The organism is Candidatus Nanopelagicales bacterium, from assembly GCA_041393815.1.
Taxonomy (GTDB): domain Bacteria; phylum Actinomycetota; class Actinomycetes; order S36-B12; family JAWKJK01; genus JAWKJK01.
Genome location: JAWKJK010000009.1, coordinates 41,658 through 56,582, shown reverse-complemented (window position 1 = coordinate 56,582; position 14,925 = coordinate 41,658). Strand labels below are relative to the sequence as shown.

Annotated in this window: 11 protein-coding genes; 6 read left to right on the top strand and 5 right to left on the bottom strand. The window is 72.9% G+C overall.

Annotated features, from left to right (window positions below; translation table 11 throughout):
- Window positions 1-35: 35 nt before the first annotated feature.
- Window positions 36-3,755: a nitrate reductase subunit alpha gene (locus R2737_18160; GenBank protein MEZ5118185.1), complete on the bottom strand. Its 3,720-nt coding sequence runs from the start codon at window positions 3,753-3,755 to the stop codon at window positions 36-38.
- 68 nt (window positions 3,756-3,823) lie between these two features.
- On the bottom strand, window positions 3,824-4,564 hold the full coding sequence (locus R2737_18155; protein ID MEZ5118184.1) for a helix-turn-helix domain-containing protein: 741 nt from the start codon (window positions 4,562-4,564) through the stop codon (window positions 3,824-3,826).
- A gap of 231 nt (window positions 4,565-4,795) precedes the next feature.
- Here R2737_18155 and R2737_18150 point away from each other — a divergent pair, with 231 nt between their 5' ends.
- Window positions 4,796-5,857 (top strand): potassium channel family protein, encoded by a 1,062-nt coding sequence (locus tag R2737_18150; GenBank protein MEZ5118183.1) that lies wholly within the window; start codon window positions 4,796-4,798, stop codon window positions 5,855-5,857.
- Between the two features lie 39 nt (window positions 5,858-5,896).
- Window positions 5,897-6,886, top strand: a complete 990-nt coding sequence (locus R2737_18145) for an NAD(P)H-quinone oxidoreductase (protein MEZ5118182.1) — start codon at window positions 5,897-5,899, stop codon at window positions 6,884-6,886.
- Here R2737_18145 and R2737_18140 read toward each other — a convergent pair.
- Window positions 6,883-7,926, bottom strand: coding sequence for a GNAT family N-acetyltransferase (locus R2737_18140; GenBank protein ID MEZ5118181.1), 1,044 nt, complete (start codon window positions 7,924-7,926; stop codon window positions 6,883-6,885). The genes R2737_18145 and R2737_18140 overlap by 4 nt on opposite strands.
- A 183-nt stretch (window positions 7,927-8,109) precedes the next feature.
- Between R2737_18140 and R2737_18135 the strand changes: the two genes are divergently transcribed.
- Genes R2737_18135 through R2737_18125 form a run of 3 tightly spaced genes read left to right on the top strand, consistent with a single transcriptional unit; the run spans window position 8,110 to window position 10,953 of the window.
- On the top strand, window positions 8,110-8,730 hold the full coding sequence (locus R2737_18135) for a bacterial proteasome activator family protein (protein ID MEZ5118180.1): 621 nt from the start codon (window positions 8,110-8,112) through the stop codon (window positions 8,728-8,730).
- Window positions 8,731-8,759: 29 nt separating this feature from the next.
- Window positions 8,760-10,085 carry a serine--tRNA ligase gene (gene serS, locus R2737_18130; protein ID MEZ5118179.1) on the top strand — a complete coding sequence of 442 codons (1,326 nt, stop codon included), beginning with the start codon at window positions 8,760-8,762 and terminating at the stop codon, window positions 10,083-10,085.
- Between the two features lie 28 nt (window positions 10,086-10,113).
- A complete protein-coding gene (locus tag R2737_18125) occupies window positions 10,114-10,953 on the top strand; it encodes an HAD family hydrolase (GenBank protein ID MEZ5118178.1) in 840 nt (279 codons plus the stop codon).
- A 49-nt stretch (window positions 10,954-11,002) separates the two neighbouring features.
- Here the strand turns inward: R2737_18125 and R2737_18120 are convergent, their stop codons facing one another.
- A complete protein-coding gene (locus R2737_18120; GenBank protein MEZ5118177.1) occupies window positions 11,003-11,989 on the bottom strand; it encodes an aldo/keto reductase in 987 nt (328 codons plus the stop codon).
- Between the two features lie 19 nt (window positions 11,990-12,008).
- Window positions 12,009-13,385, bottom strand: coding sequence for a TrpB-like pyridoxal phosphate-dependent enzyme (locus R2737_18115; protein MEZ5118176.1), 1,377 nt, complete (start codon window positions 13,383-13,385; stop codon window positions 12,009-12,011).
- 102 nt (window positions 13,386-13,487) lie between these two features.
- Between R2737_18115 and R2737_18110 the strand changes: the two genes are divergently transcribed.
- Window positions 13,488-14,390: an HAD-IIB family hydrolase gene (locus tag R2737_18110; GenBank protein ID MEZ5118175.1), complete on the top strand. Its 903-nt coding sequence runs from the start codon at window positions 13,488-13,490 to the stop codon at window positions 14,388-14,390.
- Window positions 14,391-14,925 lie beyond the last annotated feature (535 nt).

Genomic DNA, 14,925 nt, shown 5'->3' with positions numbered 1-14,925 from the left:
TTCTCGATCCCGGCCCATCTGGGCGATGACCCTCATCAGTACGTCACCTCCTGCGACCGGCGACGGATGACCGTGACCTCGTCGCGCTGGTTGCCGGTGGGGCCGTAGTAGTTGAAGCCGTAGGACAACTGGGCGTAGCCCCCGATCAGGTGCGTGGGCTTCACCAGCAGCCGCGTGAGCGAGTTGTGGATGCCGCCGCGTCGGCCGGATGTCTCCGCGATGGGGACGTCCACCGTGCGGTCCTTGGCGTGGTACATGTAGACGGTCCCCCGCGGCATCCGGTGCGTCACCACCGCCCGGGCCACCACCACGCCGTTGCGGTTGTACGCCTCGATCCAGTCGTTGTCCTTCACCCCGAGGGTCGCGGCGTCCTCCACCGACATCCACAGGTCCGGTCCGCCACGCGACAGTGCCAGCATGAACAGGTTGTCCTGGTACTCCGAGTGGATGGACCACTTCGAGTGCGGCGTCAGGTAGCGCACCGTCACCTGCGCCTCGCCGTAGCCGTCGTCCTGCTGCGAACCGAAGATGCGGTGCATGTTCAGCGGCGGCCGGTAGACCGGCAGCTGCTCGCCGACCTCCGTCATCCAGTCGTGGTCGAGGAAGAAGTGCTGACGCCCGGTCAGCGTGTGCCAGGGCTTGAGCCGTTCGACGTTGATGGTGAACGGGGAGTAGCGCCGCCCGCCGTGCTCCGAGCCCGACCACTCCGGCGACGTGATGACCGGCTGCGGCCGGGACTGGGTGTCCGCGAACGTGATCTGCCGCCCCTCGGAGTCACGCGCGAGATCCGCCAGCGGTCGGCCGGTGCGCTGCTCGAGCACCTCGAAGCCGGCAGTGGCCAGCCGGCCGTTGGTGGTGCCCGACAGCGCGAGGATCGTCTCGCAGGCGTGCTCGGCGCGGTCGAGCCGCGGGCGGCCGTCCGCGGGCCCCCCGTGGACGGTGCCGTTCACGCGCTTCAGCCGCTCGACCTCCGGCTCCGGCTTCAGCGCGATGCCCTTCACCACGGTGCCCAGGTTCTCGACGTTGGGGCCGAGCGCCGTCATCCGTGCGTATGTCGCCGGGTAGTCGCGCTCGACCACGACCAGGCCCGGCATGGTCTTCCCCGGAACCGCCTCGCACTCCCCGGCCCGCCAGTCCAGCACCTTGCCACCGGGCTGCGCGGTCTCGCCGGGGGTGTCGTGCATCAGCGGGACGGCGACCACGTCGCGCCGCACGCCGAGGTGCTTCTCCGCCAGGATGCTGAACACCCGCGACAGCTCCACGAACGCGTCGTAGTCCGATCGCGTCTCCCACGGCGGCGAGATGGCCGGGTTGAACGCGTGCACGAACGGGTGCATGTCCGTCGACGACAGGTCGTGCTTCTCGTACCAGGTGGCCGCCGGCAGCAGGACGTCGGAGAACAGCCCGGTGCTCGTCATCCGGAAGTCCAACGAGCACAACAGGTCCAACTTCCCGATCGGGGCGTCCGCGCGCCACACGACGTCGTTCGGGCGCGCGTCCGGACCGGTCTCCTCCGCCCGGACCGACCCGTCGGTCCCGAGCAGGTGCCGCAGGAAGTACTCGTTGCCCTTGCTCGACGAGCCGAGCAGGTTGGCCCGCCACACCGTGAGCACGCGCGGCCAGTTGGCCTCGGCGTCGGGGTCCTCGCAGGCGAACCGCAGGTCACCCGAGCGCAACTGGTCGACGACGTACGCCGGCGCCTCGACCCCGGACTCCGCCGCCTCGTCCGCGAGGGTCATCGGGTTGCGGTCGAAGGTCGGGTACGACGGCGTCCAGCCCAGCCGGACCGCCTGCGCGTACGTGTCGGCCAGCGCCCGGTCGGCGAACAGTCCCTTGCCCAGCGGGCTGGAGATCGCGTCCGCGCGGAACCCGTCGTAGCGCCACTGGTCCGTGGCGAGGTACCAGAACGCGGTGCCGGCCATCTGCCGCGGCGGCCGCGACCAGTCCAGCCCGAAGGCCAGCTGGGCCCAGCCGGTGAACGGCCGACACTTCTCCTGGCCGACGTAGTGCGCCCAGCCCCCGCCGTTGACGCCCTGGCATCCGGTCAGCACGACCAGCGACACGATGGCGCGGTAGATCGTGTCGGAGTGGAACCAGTGGTTGGTACCCGCGCCCAGCATGATCATCGATCGGCCGCCGGACCGCTCGGCGTTGTCGGCGAACTCGCGCGCGATCCGGACCACCTGTCCGGCCGGGACCGAGGTGATCTCCTCCTGCCAGGCGGGGGTCCCCGGCTGCGGGTCGTCGTACCCGGTCGGCCACTCGCCGGGCAGGCCGTCGCGGCCCACGCCGTACTGCGCCAGCATCAGGTCCAGCACGGTCGTGACGAGCCGCCCCCCCACGGTGCGCACCGGCACACCACGCAGCAGCACGCCGCCGTTCTCCCCGGTCTCCTGACCGAGGTCGAACCTCGGGAGGGCAACGGTCCGGGAGTCACCGGTCGATCCGGCGTAGACCGTCAGCGCCGGCTCGACGCCGTCGAGGTCGAGGTTCCACCGGCCGGCGCCGGACGGCGTGTGCCGGAACCCCAGGGACCCGTTGGGCACCACCGGGTCACCGGTGGCCGAGTCCAGCAGGACGGTCTTCCACTGCGCTGCCTCCTGCTGGCCCACCTCGCCACCGAGGTCGGCAGCGGTGAGGAAGCGGTCGGCCACCAGCACGCCGGGCTCACGCTCGGCCAGCGTCACCAGGAACGGCAGGTCGGTGTAGCGGCGCGCGTACTCGGCGAACGCCGGCGCCAGCCGGTCGACGTAGAACTCGCGCAGGACCACGTGGCCCATCGCCATGGCCAGCGCACCGTCGGTGCCGGGGTGCGCCGCCAGCCACTCGTCGGCGAACTTGGTGTTGTCGGCGTAGTCCGGGCTGACCGTTACGACCTTGGTGCCCTTGTAGCGCGCCTCGGTCATGAAGTGGGCGTCGGGCGTGCGGGTGGTGGGGATGTTGGACCCCCACATCACCAGGTACGACGCGTTCCACCAGTCCGCGGACTCCGGCACGTCGGTCTGGTCGCCCCAGACCTGCGGCGACGCGATCGGCAGGTCGGCGTACCAGTCGTAGAAGGACAGCATCGCGCCGCCGAGCAGCGAGGTGTAGCGCGCACCCGCCGCGTGGGACGCCATCGACATGGCCGGGATGGGCGAGAAGCCGGCGACCCGGTCCGGTCCGTACGTCCGGATCGTGTGCACCTGCGCGGCCGCGACGATCTCCAGCGCCTCGGCCCAGGTGGCGCGGACCAAGCCGCCCTTGCCGCGCGCGGACTGGTAGCGACGCCGCTTGTCCGGATCGTCGGCCACCTCGGCGAACGCCTCGACCGGGTCGCCGAGGCGCTGCTTGGCCTCGCGGTACAGCTCCAGCAGGGTGCCGCGCACGTACGGGTAGCGCACCCGGGTGGGCGAGTAGGTGTACCAGGAGAACGCCGCGCCGCGCGGGCAGCCGCGGGGCTCGTACTCGGGGCTGTCCGGCCCCACCGACGGGTAGTCGGTCTGCTGCGACTCCCAGGTGATGATCCCGTCCTTGACGTACACCTTCCACGAGCAGGAGCCCGTGCAGTTCACCCCGTGGGTGGACCTCACGACCTTGTCGTGGCTCCACCGGTCCCGGTAGAAGACGTCGGCCTGACGGCCGCCCTCCTTGGTGATCGTGCGCAGGTCGCCCGACACTGCGTCACGCGAGAAGAAGCGGCGCGCCTTGAGCAGGGTCTGCTCCACGTCCCCGTCCAGCCGGCCGGTCCCGGGGGCGGGCACTGTCTCGGTCATGGTCATCCTTCGCGGTCCGGGACGCGCGCGTCCGGAGTCACTGCCCGGGGCGCTCCCCCGGGCGGGAGTCACTGCCCGGCGGAGTCCCCCGACCCGCGTTCCGTCGGGGACGTGCTCCCCTCCCGCGCCAGCAGGGAGACCTGGCAGCGGGTGGGGCTAAGCCGTACGTCGAGCCCGACGGCCGCGATCGGAGCGCCGAGCCGCTCGAGGGTGCCCTCGAGCAGTCCTTGGTGGACGCCGCACACCACCGGCAGATCACGGGCCGGGGAGCCGTCGAGGTAGGGGCACGCGTGCAGCGCGATCCGTGACCGGGCCGGGTCGGGGCGGGGGTCGAAGCCGAGGTCCTGCATGAGCGTGACGAGCGCCTCGTACGCCTCCGCCAGGGTGGTGACCGGGTGCTCCTCGGCCAGGTCCTGGGTGGCCGCCGCCCAGGTGCGCCCGGCGACCCGGGCGATCTCGTGGGCCTCCCGTGCCGATCCGGCCCGGGCGGCGATCTGCTGGACCAGGACCCGGGCGAGGATCCGGTAGTTCGCCGCGGCGACTGCGGACTGCTCATCGGGCACGGGGCGAGCGGTCGCCGCATACAGGATCCGCGGGCGGCCGGGGCTGTTGCGGTGCTCGGTGGTCCGGTTGAGGAAGCCGGTGTCGGCGAGCAGGTCGAGATGCCCGCGCACGGTGTTCACGTGCAGCCCGACGGCCTCGGCCACCTCGGCGACGGACATCGGCCGATCGGCAGCCCGGACGACCTCGAACACGTCCGCCCGGCTGTCGCCGGCCAGGACGCGGTGCGCGTCGCGGTCACTGCTCACGTCCCCATCCTGCGCCCCGTTCGCGGATAAACACATGTTTGACCGTGAAAACGGGACGGATGCCCGGAACTGGGGACCGAGGTCCCGGGACAATCACCGACCACCCCGGTCCCCGCCGCACCCCGTGCCGCGGGCGGTACTCGGCCCGCGCCCCACCCGCGGCCGACCCGAGGGACCGACACCGGCCGGTCGCTGCACCACCCGACGGCCCGGCAGGGCTAGCGTCGGGCCGTGGCCGGACCCAGGGAGCACCTCGGGCTCGACGACGAGCCCTCGGCGGGCGGCCGGCTGAGCCTGCCGGTCCGCCGGTTCAGCCCGCTGCGCAACATCGGCGTGCGGGTGCTCATCGCCGTCGCCTGCGTCGTGGTCGTCACGGCGATCGCCTACCTGGAGCGGGACTGCTACTCCAACGGCGACACCACCGGCACCCTGACCGTCCTCGACGCGCTGTACTACGCGACCGTCACGCTGTCCACCACCGGCTACGGCGACATCGCCCCGGTGTGCGAGACCTCGCGGCTGGTGAACGTCGTCGTGGTCACGCCGCTGCGGTTCCTGTTCCTCATCGTGCTGATCGGCACGACGATCGAGGTGCTGACGCGCCGCACCCGCGACGAGTTCCGCACGTCCCGCTGGAGGCAAAGCGTGAAGGACCACACCGTGGTCATCGGCTTCGGCGTCAAGGGCCGCAGCGCTGTCCGCACCCTGCTCGACAGCGGCCTGGACCCGCTGCGCATCGTGGTCGTCAGCCCCGACCCGGAGTCCATCGCCGAGGCGACCCGGATGGGCCTCGCTGGAGTGGTGGGCGACGCGCGCCGGGAGGACGTGCTGCTCGACGCCGCCGCGGACAAGGCCGCGCGCATCATCGTCGCGACCGACCAGGACGACACCTCCGTGCTGGTCACCCTCACCGCCCGAAGACTGAGCCCCAACGCCACGATCGTCGCCGCCGTACGCGAGGCCATCAACGCCCAGGTGCTCCGGCAGAGCGGCGCCGACGGCGTGATCCCGACCGCTGAGTCCGCGGGGCGCCTGCTCGGGCTGTCCCTGCTGTCGCCCACCGCGGGCAACCTGATGGAGGACCTGCTGGACTCCGGCCGTGGGCTGGAGGTCGTCGAGCGCGACATCACCCGCGAGGAGCTCGGGGTGTCGCCGGCGGAGCTGGACGCGCGCGGCGAGATCGTGCTCGCCGTCATCCGTGGCGGGATCGTGCACCGGTTCGACCGGCACGACGTACGCCTGCTGCAGAAGGACGACCGCATCGTCGTCATCCGGTCCTCGCCGGAGATCTGAACCACGCCCCGTCGTCGTCGGCCGCGTACGCTCACGCGGGTGCACGCGATCCTCGTCGACGAGCCGGGCGGACCGGAGCGGATGCGGTGGGCGGAGGCGCCCGACCCGGTGCCCGGCCCGGGAGAGGTCCTGCTCGACGTGGCCGCGACCGCGGTCAACCGGGCCGACCTGCTCCAGCGCCAGGGGTTCTACCCACCCCCGCCCGGGGCGTCGGACATCCTCGGACTGGAGTGCTCGGGGACGGTGGCAGCACTCGGCGAGGGCGTCGACGGGTGGGCCGTCGGCGACCCGGCCTGCGCGCTGCTGGCCGGCGGGGGCTATGCGGAGCGCGTGGCCGTCCCGGCCGGTCAGCTCATGCCGGTGCCCGACGGCATCGACCTGGTCACCGCGGCCGCGCTGCCCGAGGTCGCCTGCACGGTGTGGTCCAACCTCGCCATGGTGGCCGGCCTGCGCGAGGGCGAGCTGCTGCTGGTGCACGGTGGCGGCGGCGGCATCGGCACGACCGCGATCCAGGTGGGCCAGCTGATGGGGGCACGCGTGGCGGTGACGGCCGGCTCCCCGGAGAAGCTGGCCCGGTGCGCGGAGCTCGGGGCGCAGATCCTCATCGACTACCGGACCGAGGACTTCGTCGAGGTGGCGCGCGCCGAGTCCGGGGGCGCCGGTGCTGACGTCGTGCTGGACAACATGGGTGGGGCGTACCTCGGCCGCAACGTCGACGTCCTCGCCCGCAACGGCCGGCTCGTGGTCATCGGCCTGCAGGGCGGCGTACGCGGGGAGCTGGACCTCAACGCCCTGCTGCGCAAGAACGGGACCGTGCACGCCACCTCGCTGCGCCCCCGACCGCTGGACGAGAAGGCCGGGATCTGCGCGCAGGTCCGTGATCGGGTGTGGCCGTGGGTCTCCGACGGGCGGCTGCACCCGGTGGTCGACCGGGTACTGCCGCTGCCGGACGCCGCGGAGGCGCACCGCGTGATCGCCGACGGCGAGGCGGTGGGCAAGGTCGTGCTGGCGGTGCCCGGCCGGCCCTAGGGCTCGGCCGGGTCTAGCGTGCCCCGGAACGCGTCGATCACCCGGATCGGTCGCATGCCGACGCCCTCGTACAACCGCGTCGCCCCCGTGGTGTTCTCGCTGTCCACGGTGAGCGCCACGCCCGTGTGCCCACGGGCGGCCGCGTCGGCGAACGCCACGTGGAGCAGCCACCGTGCCAGCCCCCGGCCCCGCGCCCAGGGCAGCACCCCGAGGGTGCGGACGTAGCCGTCCCCCAGCTCGGCCCGGGAGTCGTCGAGCACCAGCAGGGCGGCCGGGCGGCCGTGCAGGCGGATCACGTACCAGCGATCCGGGTCGGCACCCGGCGTCGCGCCGAGCATGGTGATCCACTCCTGGTACGGCCGCACCACGGTGCCCCAGTGTTCCCCGAAGGACCCCACGAACAGCTCGTGCAGCAGCCGAGTGTGGTCCGCGTCGCGAGCGACCTCGATCGTCACGCCAGAGGGTGGCGGTGGCGCCTGCGGCCCGATCCCGTTCTCCCCCAGGTCGATGCGCATCCGCCAGAAGCGGCGGGCGGGGACGAGCCCGTGCGCGAGCAGGACCTCCCGGTAGGGCTCGTCCGCGGCGAAGGCCCCGGCATCCACCTGCCACGCGGTGCCGCACGGGTGCACGAGATCGGCGTCGGGTCCGGGCCCGGGCGCCGGGTCCGCCTCAGCGGTGGCGTAAGCGGCGACGACCCCGTCGGCCACCAGCGCGGCCAGCAGCCCGTCCGGTGCGGCCGGGTCGACGTACGCGTCGACGAAGACGTCGCGCCCCTCGCTGTCGACCTCCACGACGAGCAGCCCGGCCGCGCGGCCGTCGACGGTCGCCAACCGGCACGCCTCGAGCGCGGTGCCGGGTCCCTCGACCAGGGCCCGGACGTCCTCCCGCGTGGTCTCCGACTCCCCGACGGCGGCCCGCTCGCAGGCGTCGGCGACCTCGTACGCCGCGGCCAGGTCGGCCGGGTCGGTGGTCAGGGGTCGTACGTCGACCTCGGCGGGGTAGCGGACCTCCGCCGGCCGGGGCACCCGTCCCGCTCGCATCACCGGGGGATCCTCCCCCTCGCGGAGCCCCCGGGGCCACCGCGTATTCCCCCGCCCCACCCGTCACCCCCGGTGGAACGCACGACCGCCCGAACCACGCCTGGGGATGGCCGGAGGTTCCACCAGCGGGGGTCCGGGGCGATGCGGGGGCGTGGGCGCGGACCGGATGGAACGATGGGGCGCATGACGGACCAGCCCCAGGAGCCGACCCAGCCCACCGGACCCGCGGCCGACGACGAGGTGCCGGAGCACCGGGTCATCGTGGTGGGCCCGGACGGCCGTCCTGTCGGCGAGGTCGTCGGCGGCGTCGTGGTGGAGCCCGGCGGCGAGGGCGGCGACGGGGAGGGCCGCAGCATCACCGACCTGGTGGAGCACCCGGCCAAGGTGATGCGGATCGGCAGCATGATCAAGCAGTTGCTCGACGAGGTCCGGTCGGCCCCGCTGGACGAGGCCGCGCGGGTCCGGCTGAAGGAGATCCACGAGCGGTCGGTGCACGAGCTCGAGGACGGCCTGGCGCCGGAGCTGATCGAGGAGCTGGACCGGCTGTCCCTGCCGTTCTCTGACGACGCGACCCCGAGCGAGGCGGAGCTGCGGATCGCGCAGGCCCAGCTGGTGGGCTGGCTGGAGGGCCTGTTCCACGGCATCCAGACCACGCTGTTCGCCCAGCAGATGGCGGCCCGCGCGCAGCTGGAGGAGATGCGCCGCCGGGCCATCGCGCCGGGACCCGGCGGGGTCCCCGGCATGGTCGTCGGGGCCGACGAGGACGCCGCTCCGCGCCGGGGCAGCAGCGGCCCGTACCTGTAGCCCGGTCGCCGCCGCCTAGGCTGGCGCCCATGCTCGACCCCCGCGTCCTGCGTGACGACCCCGACCGGCTGCGCGAGTCGCAGCGCCGCCGCGGCGAGAGCGTCGAGCTCGTCGACGCCCTGGTGGACCTGGACAAGCGCCGTCGCGCGGCCCAGCAGGCGTACGACGAGCTGCGCGCGCAGCAGAAGCAGCTGTCCAAGCGGATCGGCCCGCTGCAGGGCGCGCTGCGCAAGGCCTCCGACGAGGAGCGACCCGCGGTGCAGGCCGAGGTGGACGCGCTGATGGCGCAGGCGGCCGAGCTGTCCGAGCGGGTCAAGGAGGCCGACCGGATGGCCACCCTCACCCAGGAGGAGGCCGACGAGCTGTGGCTGGACGTGTCCAACCTGGTCGAGGCGGACGCGCCCGTCGGCGGTGAGGAGGACTTCGTCGTCCTCGAGCACGTCGGAACCCCGCGAGACTTCGCAGCCGAGGGCTTCGAGCCGCGCGACCACCTCGAGCTCGGTGAGCTGCTCGGCGCGATCGACGTGCAGCGCGGCGCGAAGGTGTCGGGCGCGCGGTTCTTCTACCTCACCGGGCCGGGGGCGCTGCTGGAGCTGGCGCTGGTCAACCTGGCCATGGCCCACGCGGCCCGGCACGGACTGGTGCCGATGATCCCGCCGGTCCTGGTGTCCCCGTCGGCGATGGAGGGCACCGGCTTCCTCGGCCAGGCTGCCGAGAACGTCTACCGGCTCGAGCAGGACGACATGTACCTCGTGGGCACCGCCGAAGTGCCGCTGGCGGCCTACCACTCAGGCGAGATCCTCGACGCCGCAGCGCTTCCGCTGCGCTACGCCGGTTACTCGTCCTGCTTCCGACGCGAGGCCGGGACGTACGGCAAGGACACCCGGGGAATCATCCGGGTGCATCAGTTCGAGAAGGTCGAGATGTTCTCGTTCTGCCGGCCGGAGGACGCGGTCGAGGAGCACCGGCGACTGCTGGCCTGGGAGAAGGAGTTCCTCGACGACCTCGAGGTGCCGTACCGCGTCATCGACGTCGCCACCGGCGACCTCGGGTCCAGCGCGGCCCGGAAGTTCGACATCGAGGCGTGGATCCCGACGCAGGACAAGTACCGCGAGGTCACGTCCACGTCGAACACCACCGAGTTCCAGGCCCGCCGGCTGCAGATCCGGATGCGCGACGGCGACGAGGTCCGGCCGCTGGCGACGCTCAACGGGACCCTGTGCGCGATGCCGCGGATCATCGTGGCGCTGCTGGAGAACCACCAGCAGCCCGATGGCTCAGTGCGCATACCGGTCGCGCTGCAGCCGTTCCTCGGGGGCACCGAGACGTTGTCGCCCGCAGCGGCTGGACGCTGACCTCCGGACGTTCGAGCGGAGCACTGCGATGACCGAGACGCGGCCGATGCCGGAGACCCTGTTCGCTGTCGACCGCCTCGCCGCCGCCGGCTGGCGGCCGGGACTGGTGGCCGTCGACGTCGACGACACGCTGGTGGGCCGAGACGGGATCGTGGGTCAGCGCGTGCGGGACTCATTCGCACGGGCCCGGGCCGCGGGGACCGAGGTGGTGCTGGCCACCGGGCGGACGCTGTCGACGACGGCGCCGGTCGGCGTCGCCGCCGGGCTGGACGGCTGGGCCGTGTGCAGCAACGGCGCGGTGCTGGCCAGGGTCGAGCCCGAGCAGGTGGTGGAGACCGAGACGTTCGACCCGGGGCCGGTGCTGTCACGGCTGCGCGAGGCCCTGCCGCACGCGGTCTTCGCGGTGGAGGACGTGCACGGGGTGTTCCACACCACCGAGCCCTTCCCCACCGGTCCCCTGGGCATGTCGATCCTGCACGCCCCGATGGAGCGGCTGCTGGCCGAGCCGGTCGTACGCCTGGTGGTGCGCAGCGAGGAGCACGCGGAGAACGGGTTCGGCGAGGTCGTGCGCGAGCTCGGCCTGCACGGAGTGATCTTCGGCGTCGCCGACGTGGCCTGGATGGACATCGGGCCGCGTGGGGTCTCCAAGGCGTCCATGCTGGATCACGTGCGGGAGCGGCTCGGGGTAGCGCCGCAGGACACGATGGCGTTCGGGGACAACTACAACGACGTCGACATGCTCCGGTGGGCCGGCCGCGGGATCGCGATGGCCTCCGCCCCGGAGTCGGTGGCCGCCGCCGCGGACATCGTCACCTCCGGCACCCCGGGCGACGGCGTCGCCGACGTGCTGGACCGTCTGTTCCCCTGACCCCTCCCGCCGACCCCCTCCCGGACCCCACCCGTCGAGAGAGGCGGGGCTACCAGCGGTCGTGGACGTGCTCGCGGATGCTGCGGTCGTACACGTCGCGGACGGCCGCCTGGATGGCCATCCCGAGCGGGGGCAGGTCCGCGGCCGCGGCATTGCCCCGGGCCTGCTCGGCGTTGCGCGCCCCGGGGATCACGGTCGTCACGCCCGGCTGATCGATGATCCAGCGCAGGGCCAGCTGTGCCGTGGTCGCACCCGCCGGCGTGTACGCCGAGATCTCCCGCGCCGCGGCGACGCCGACGTCGTACGGAACACCGCTGAACGTCTCGCCCACGTCGAACGCCTCGCCGTGGCGGTTGTAGGTGCGGTGATCGTCCGCGGCGAACGTGGTCGTCTCGTCGTACTTCCCGGAAAGCAGGCCGCTGGCCAGCGGCACCCGGGCGATGATTCCGACGCCGGCCTGCGCCGCCGCGGGCAGGACCCGCTCCAGCGGCTTGCGCCGGAATGCGTTGAGGATGATCTGGATGCTCGCCACATGCGGGCGCGCGATCGCCGCCAGCGCCTCGTCGCAGGTCTCGACGGAGACGCCGTACGCGGCGATGCGCTCCTCGTCCACCAGGGTGTCGAGCGCGTCGAACACCGCGTCGGAGCCGTACACCGCCGACGGCGGGCAGTGCAGCTGCACCAGGTCGAGCCGGTCCACGCCCAGGTTGGTGCGGCTGCGGTCGACCCAGCCGCGGAACGCGTCGAGCGTGAACGCTTCCGCCACATGGGGATCCGCGCGTCGCCCCATCTTGGTGGCGACGAACAGCCCGGCGTCCGGTCGTTCACGCAGCAGCCGGCCGACGAAGCGCTCGCTTCGGCCGTCGCCGTACACGTCCGCGGTGTCGAGGAACGTCACCCCGGCGTCGACCGCTGCATGCAGCACCGACATCGCGTCGGAGTCGCCGACGACACCCCAGTCGGCGCCGAGCTGCCAGCAGCCCAGGCCGACCACCGAGACGTCGCGGCCGATCCGCGGGAGGGGCCGGACCTCCATCAGCACGCGCTCCCGACCGTCACCCGACCGGGACCTCGGGCAGCGTCTGCAGCGCGGCGGCGAACCGCTCCTCGCTGACCGCCTCGTCGGCCATCCGGCCGTTGAGGTAGTCGTCGTACGCGGCCAGGTCGAAGTGGCCGTGGCCGCACAGCGCGGTGAGGATCACCGTCTCCTCGCCGGTCTCCTTGGCCTTCAACGCCTCCTGGATGGCCAGCGCGAGGGCGTGCGTCGGCTCCGGCGCCGGCACGATGCCCTCGGTGCGCGCGAACTGCACCGCCGCGGCGAAGCACTCCGTCTGCGGCACCGCCTGCGCGTCCATCAGCCCGAGCTCGTAGACGTGGCTGATCAGCGGCGCCATGCCGTGGTAGCGCAGGCCGCCCGCGTGGATGGGGTCGGGGACGAAGTCGTGGCCGAGGGTGTGCATCTTCATCAGCGGCGTCATGCCGGCGGTGTCGCCGAAGTCGTACGCATAGACGCCGTGCGTCAGCGACGGGCAGGAGGCGGGCTCGGCGGCGAGGATGCGCGGCGAGATCCGCCCGGCCATCTTCTCGCGCAGGAACGGGAAGGACAGCCCGGCGAAATTGGAGCCACCACCGGTGCAGCCGACGATGAGCGTCGGGGTGTCCCCCGCCTTCTCCATCTGCAGCAGCGCCTCCTCGCCGATGACCGTCTGGTGCAGCAGGACGTGGTTGAGGACGCTGCCGAGCGCGTAGCGGGTCTCCGGGTCCTGGGCCGCGACCTCGACGGCCTCCGAGATCGCGATGCCGAGGGAGCCGGACTGGTTGGCAGGGTTCGCGCCGAGCGCGCGGCCCGCCTCCGTGAGGTCAGAGGGCGAGCGGTGCACCTTCCCGCCGAACGCCTCGATCATCAGCCGGCGGTACGGCTTGGAGTCGTACGACGCCCCGACCTGCCAGACCTCGCAGTCCAGGCCGTACAGCGCGCACGCGAAGGCCAGCGCGGTGCCCCACTGGCCGGCACCGGTCTCGGTCGTCAGCCGCTTCACGCCCTGCTTGGCGTTGTAGTACGCCTGCGGGACCGCCGTGTTGGGCTTGTGCGAGCCGGCGGGCGAGACGCCCTCGTACTTGTAGTAGATGCGCGCCGGGGTGCCGAGCGCCTGCTCGAGCCGGTGCGCGCGGAACAGCGGGGTCGGCCGCCACTGGCGGTAGACGTCCAGCACCCCGCCGGGGATGTCGACGAACCGGTCCTGCGTGACCTCCTGCAGGATCAGGTCCATCGGGAACAGCGGCGCGAGGTCCTCGGGGCCGACCGGCTGCATGGTGCCGGGGTGCAGCGGCGGGGGCGGGGGCTCGGGCAGGTCGGGGACGATGTTGTACCAGGCCGTCGGCATCTCGTCCTCGGTCAGCAGGTACTTGTGCTGGCGCACGGCGTCGTCCACGACGACCCTCCCTCGGTGTCGGACTCCCTCGGCGGCAGACCGCGGACCACGCCCGGCGGACTCCCGGGGCGAACCTAGCGGGCGGCTGCGAGGCTGGGGGGCGTGACCCCCGTTCCGGTGCCGGCCGACGTGCGACTCGTCGCCACCGACCTCGACGGCACCCTGCTGCTGCCGGACGGGTCGGTCGGCGCGCGGACCCGGGCCGCGCTGGACCGGCTGGCCCGCGCCGGTCACCCGGACCTGGTCATCGTGACCGGGCGCCCGCCGCGGTGGATCTCGCCGGTCGCGGAGATGACCGGGCATACCGGCACGGCGATCTCCGCCAACGGGGCGGTGGTGCTGGACCTGCACGACGGGGTGGTCGTCGAATCGTTCCCGCTGGACCCGGCCGTCGCCGCGCTGGCGGTGCAGCGGCTGCGCGAGGCGGTCCCCGGGGCGGTGTTCGCGGTCGAGCGCGTCCGCCCCGGGTCGGTGCTGTCCCGGACGCGTGCGGCGTCGTACGCCGACCTGGACGCGCACGGGGCGGACCCGACGGAGTACGCGCTCGGGCTGGACTACGTACCCCGGTGGCCGGTGCCGGAGGGGACGCTGATCGCCCCGATCGAGGACCTGGTGGGGTCGGGTGACGTGGTGAAGCTGCTGGCCCGGCCGGCCCCGGAGCACGCGCACGACGCGGACTCGTTCCTCGCCGCGGCGGAGGGTGCCCTAGCGGGGCTGGTGGAGGCGACGCACTCCAACACCCGGGACGTGCTGCTGGAGGTCAGTGCGCCGGGGGTCAGCAAGGCCACCACGCTGGCCCGGGTGGCGGCCGAGCGCGGGGTCGGCCCCGAGGCGGTGGTCGCGGTGGGCGACGCGCCCAATGACCTGCCCATGCTGCGCTGGGCGGGCACCGCGTACGCCGTCGCCAACGCGCACCCGGCGGTCCTGGCCGCGGCCCGGCACGTGCTGCCCGACCACGCCGACGAGGGTGTGGCGGACCTGCTGGAGGCGCTCGCGCCCCGCTGATCCTCGGCCCCCCGTCCCCCCTCACCCTGTGGTGCCGCTTTCGCGACCCCTGGCTCACGAAAGCGGCACCGCAAGGAGAGGGAGCGCGGCCGTGCGGAGGCGAGGTACGCGAGGTCCGCCCCCGTACGCGAGGTCCGCCCCGTACGCGAGGTGCGCGGGCCAGGGAGGGAGGCCCGAGGCGTCGAGGCCCGATGTCGTCCCAGGAGTCACATCCGTCACGTGAGCCTCGTCACATCGGGCGACCACGGTCCGTAGTGCCCCCGGGGGTATCGGTGTTCCTACTCGTGAGTAGTTGAAGGCGAACGATTACTTTCCGTATCTGATGTGACGGTTCTGCGACGGGGCCGTCACTCTGTGCCCATGTCCGTTACCCGGACGAGGATTTGGCGTGACCTATTCGTGACCTTATGGTCCTCCGAGTCGTCCGTTCGACCGATCCGCACCCGCGGGTCGCGGACGACCCGCCTAATCGGCGCGACGGACCGCCACCCCGCGGCCCCGACCGTCGACCCGGGGACCCACCGGTACCGATCCG

What these genes read in the sequence shown, in the direction of transcription:
- R2737_18160 (MEZ5118185.1), bottom strand. Translation starts at nt 3,755, where the DNA reads ATGACCGAGACAGTGCCCGCCCCCGGGACCGGCCGGCTGGACGGGGAC.
- R2737_18140 (MEZ5118181.1), bottom strand. Translation starts at nt 7,926, where the DNA reads ATGCGAGCGGGACGGGTGCCCCGGCCGGCGGAGGTCCGCTACCCCGCC.
- R2737_18135 (MEZ5118180.1), top strand. Translation starts at nt 8,110, where the DNA reads ATGACGGACCAGCCCCAGGAGCCGACCCAGCCCACCGGACCCGCGGCC.
- serS (MEZ5118179.1), top strand. Translation starts at nt 8,760, where the DNA reads ATGCTCGACCCCCGCGTCCTGCGTGACGACCCCGACCGGCTGCGCGAG.
- R2737_18125 (MEZ5118178.1), top strand. Translation starts at nt 10,114, where the DNA reads ATGACCGAGACGCGGCCGATGCCGGAGACCCTGTTCGCTGTCGACCGC.
- R2737_18120 (MEZ5118177.1), bottom strand. Translation starts at nt 11,989, where the DNA reads ATGGAGGTCCGGCCCCTCCCGCGGATCGGCCGCGACGTCTCGGTGGTC.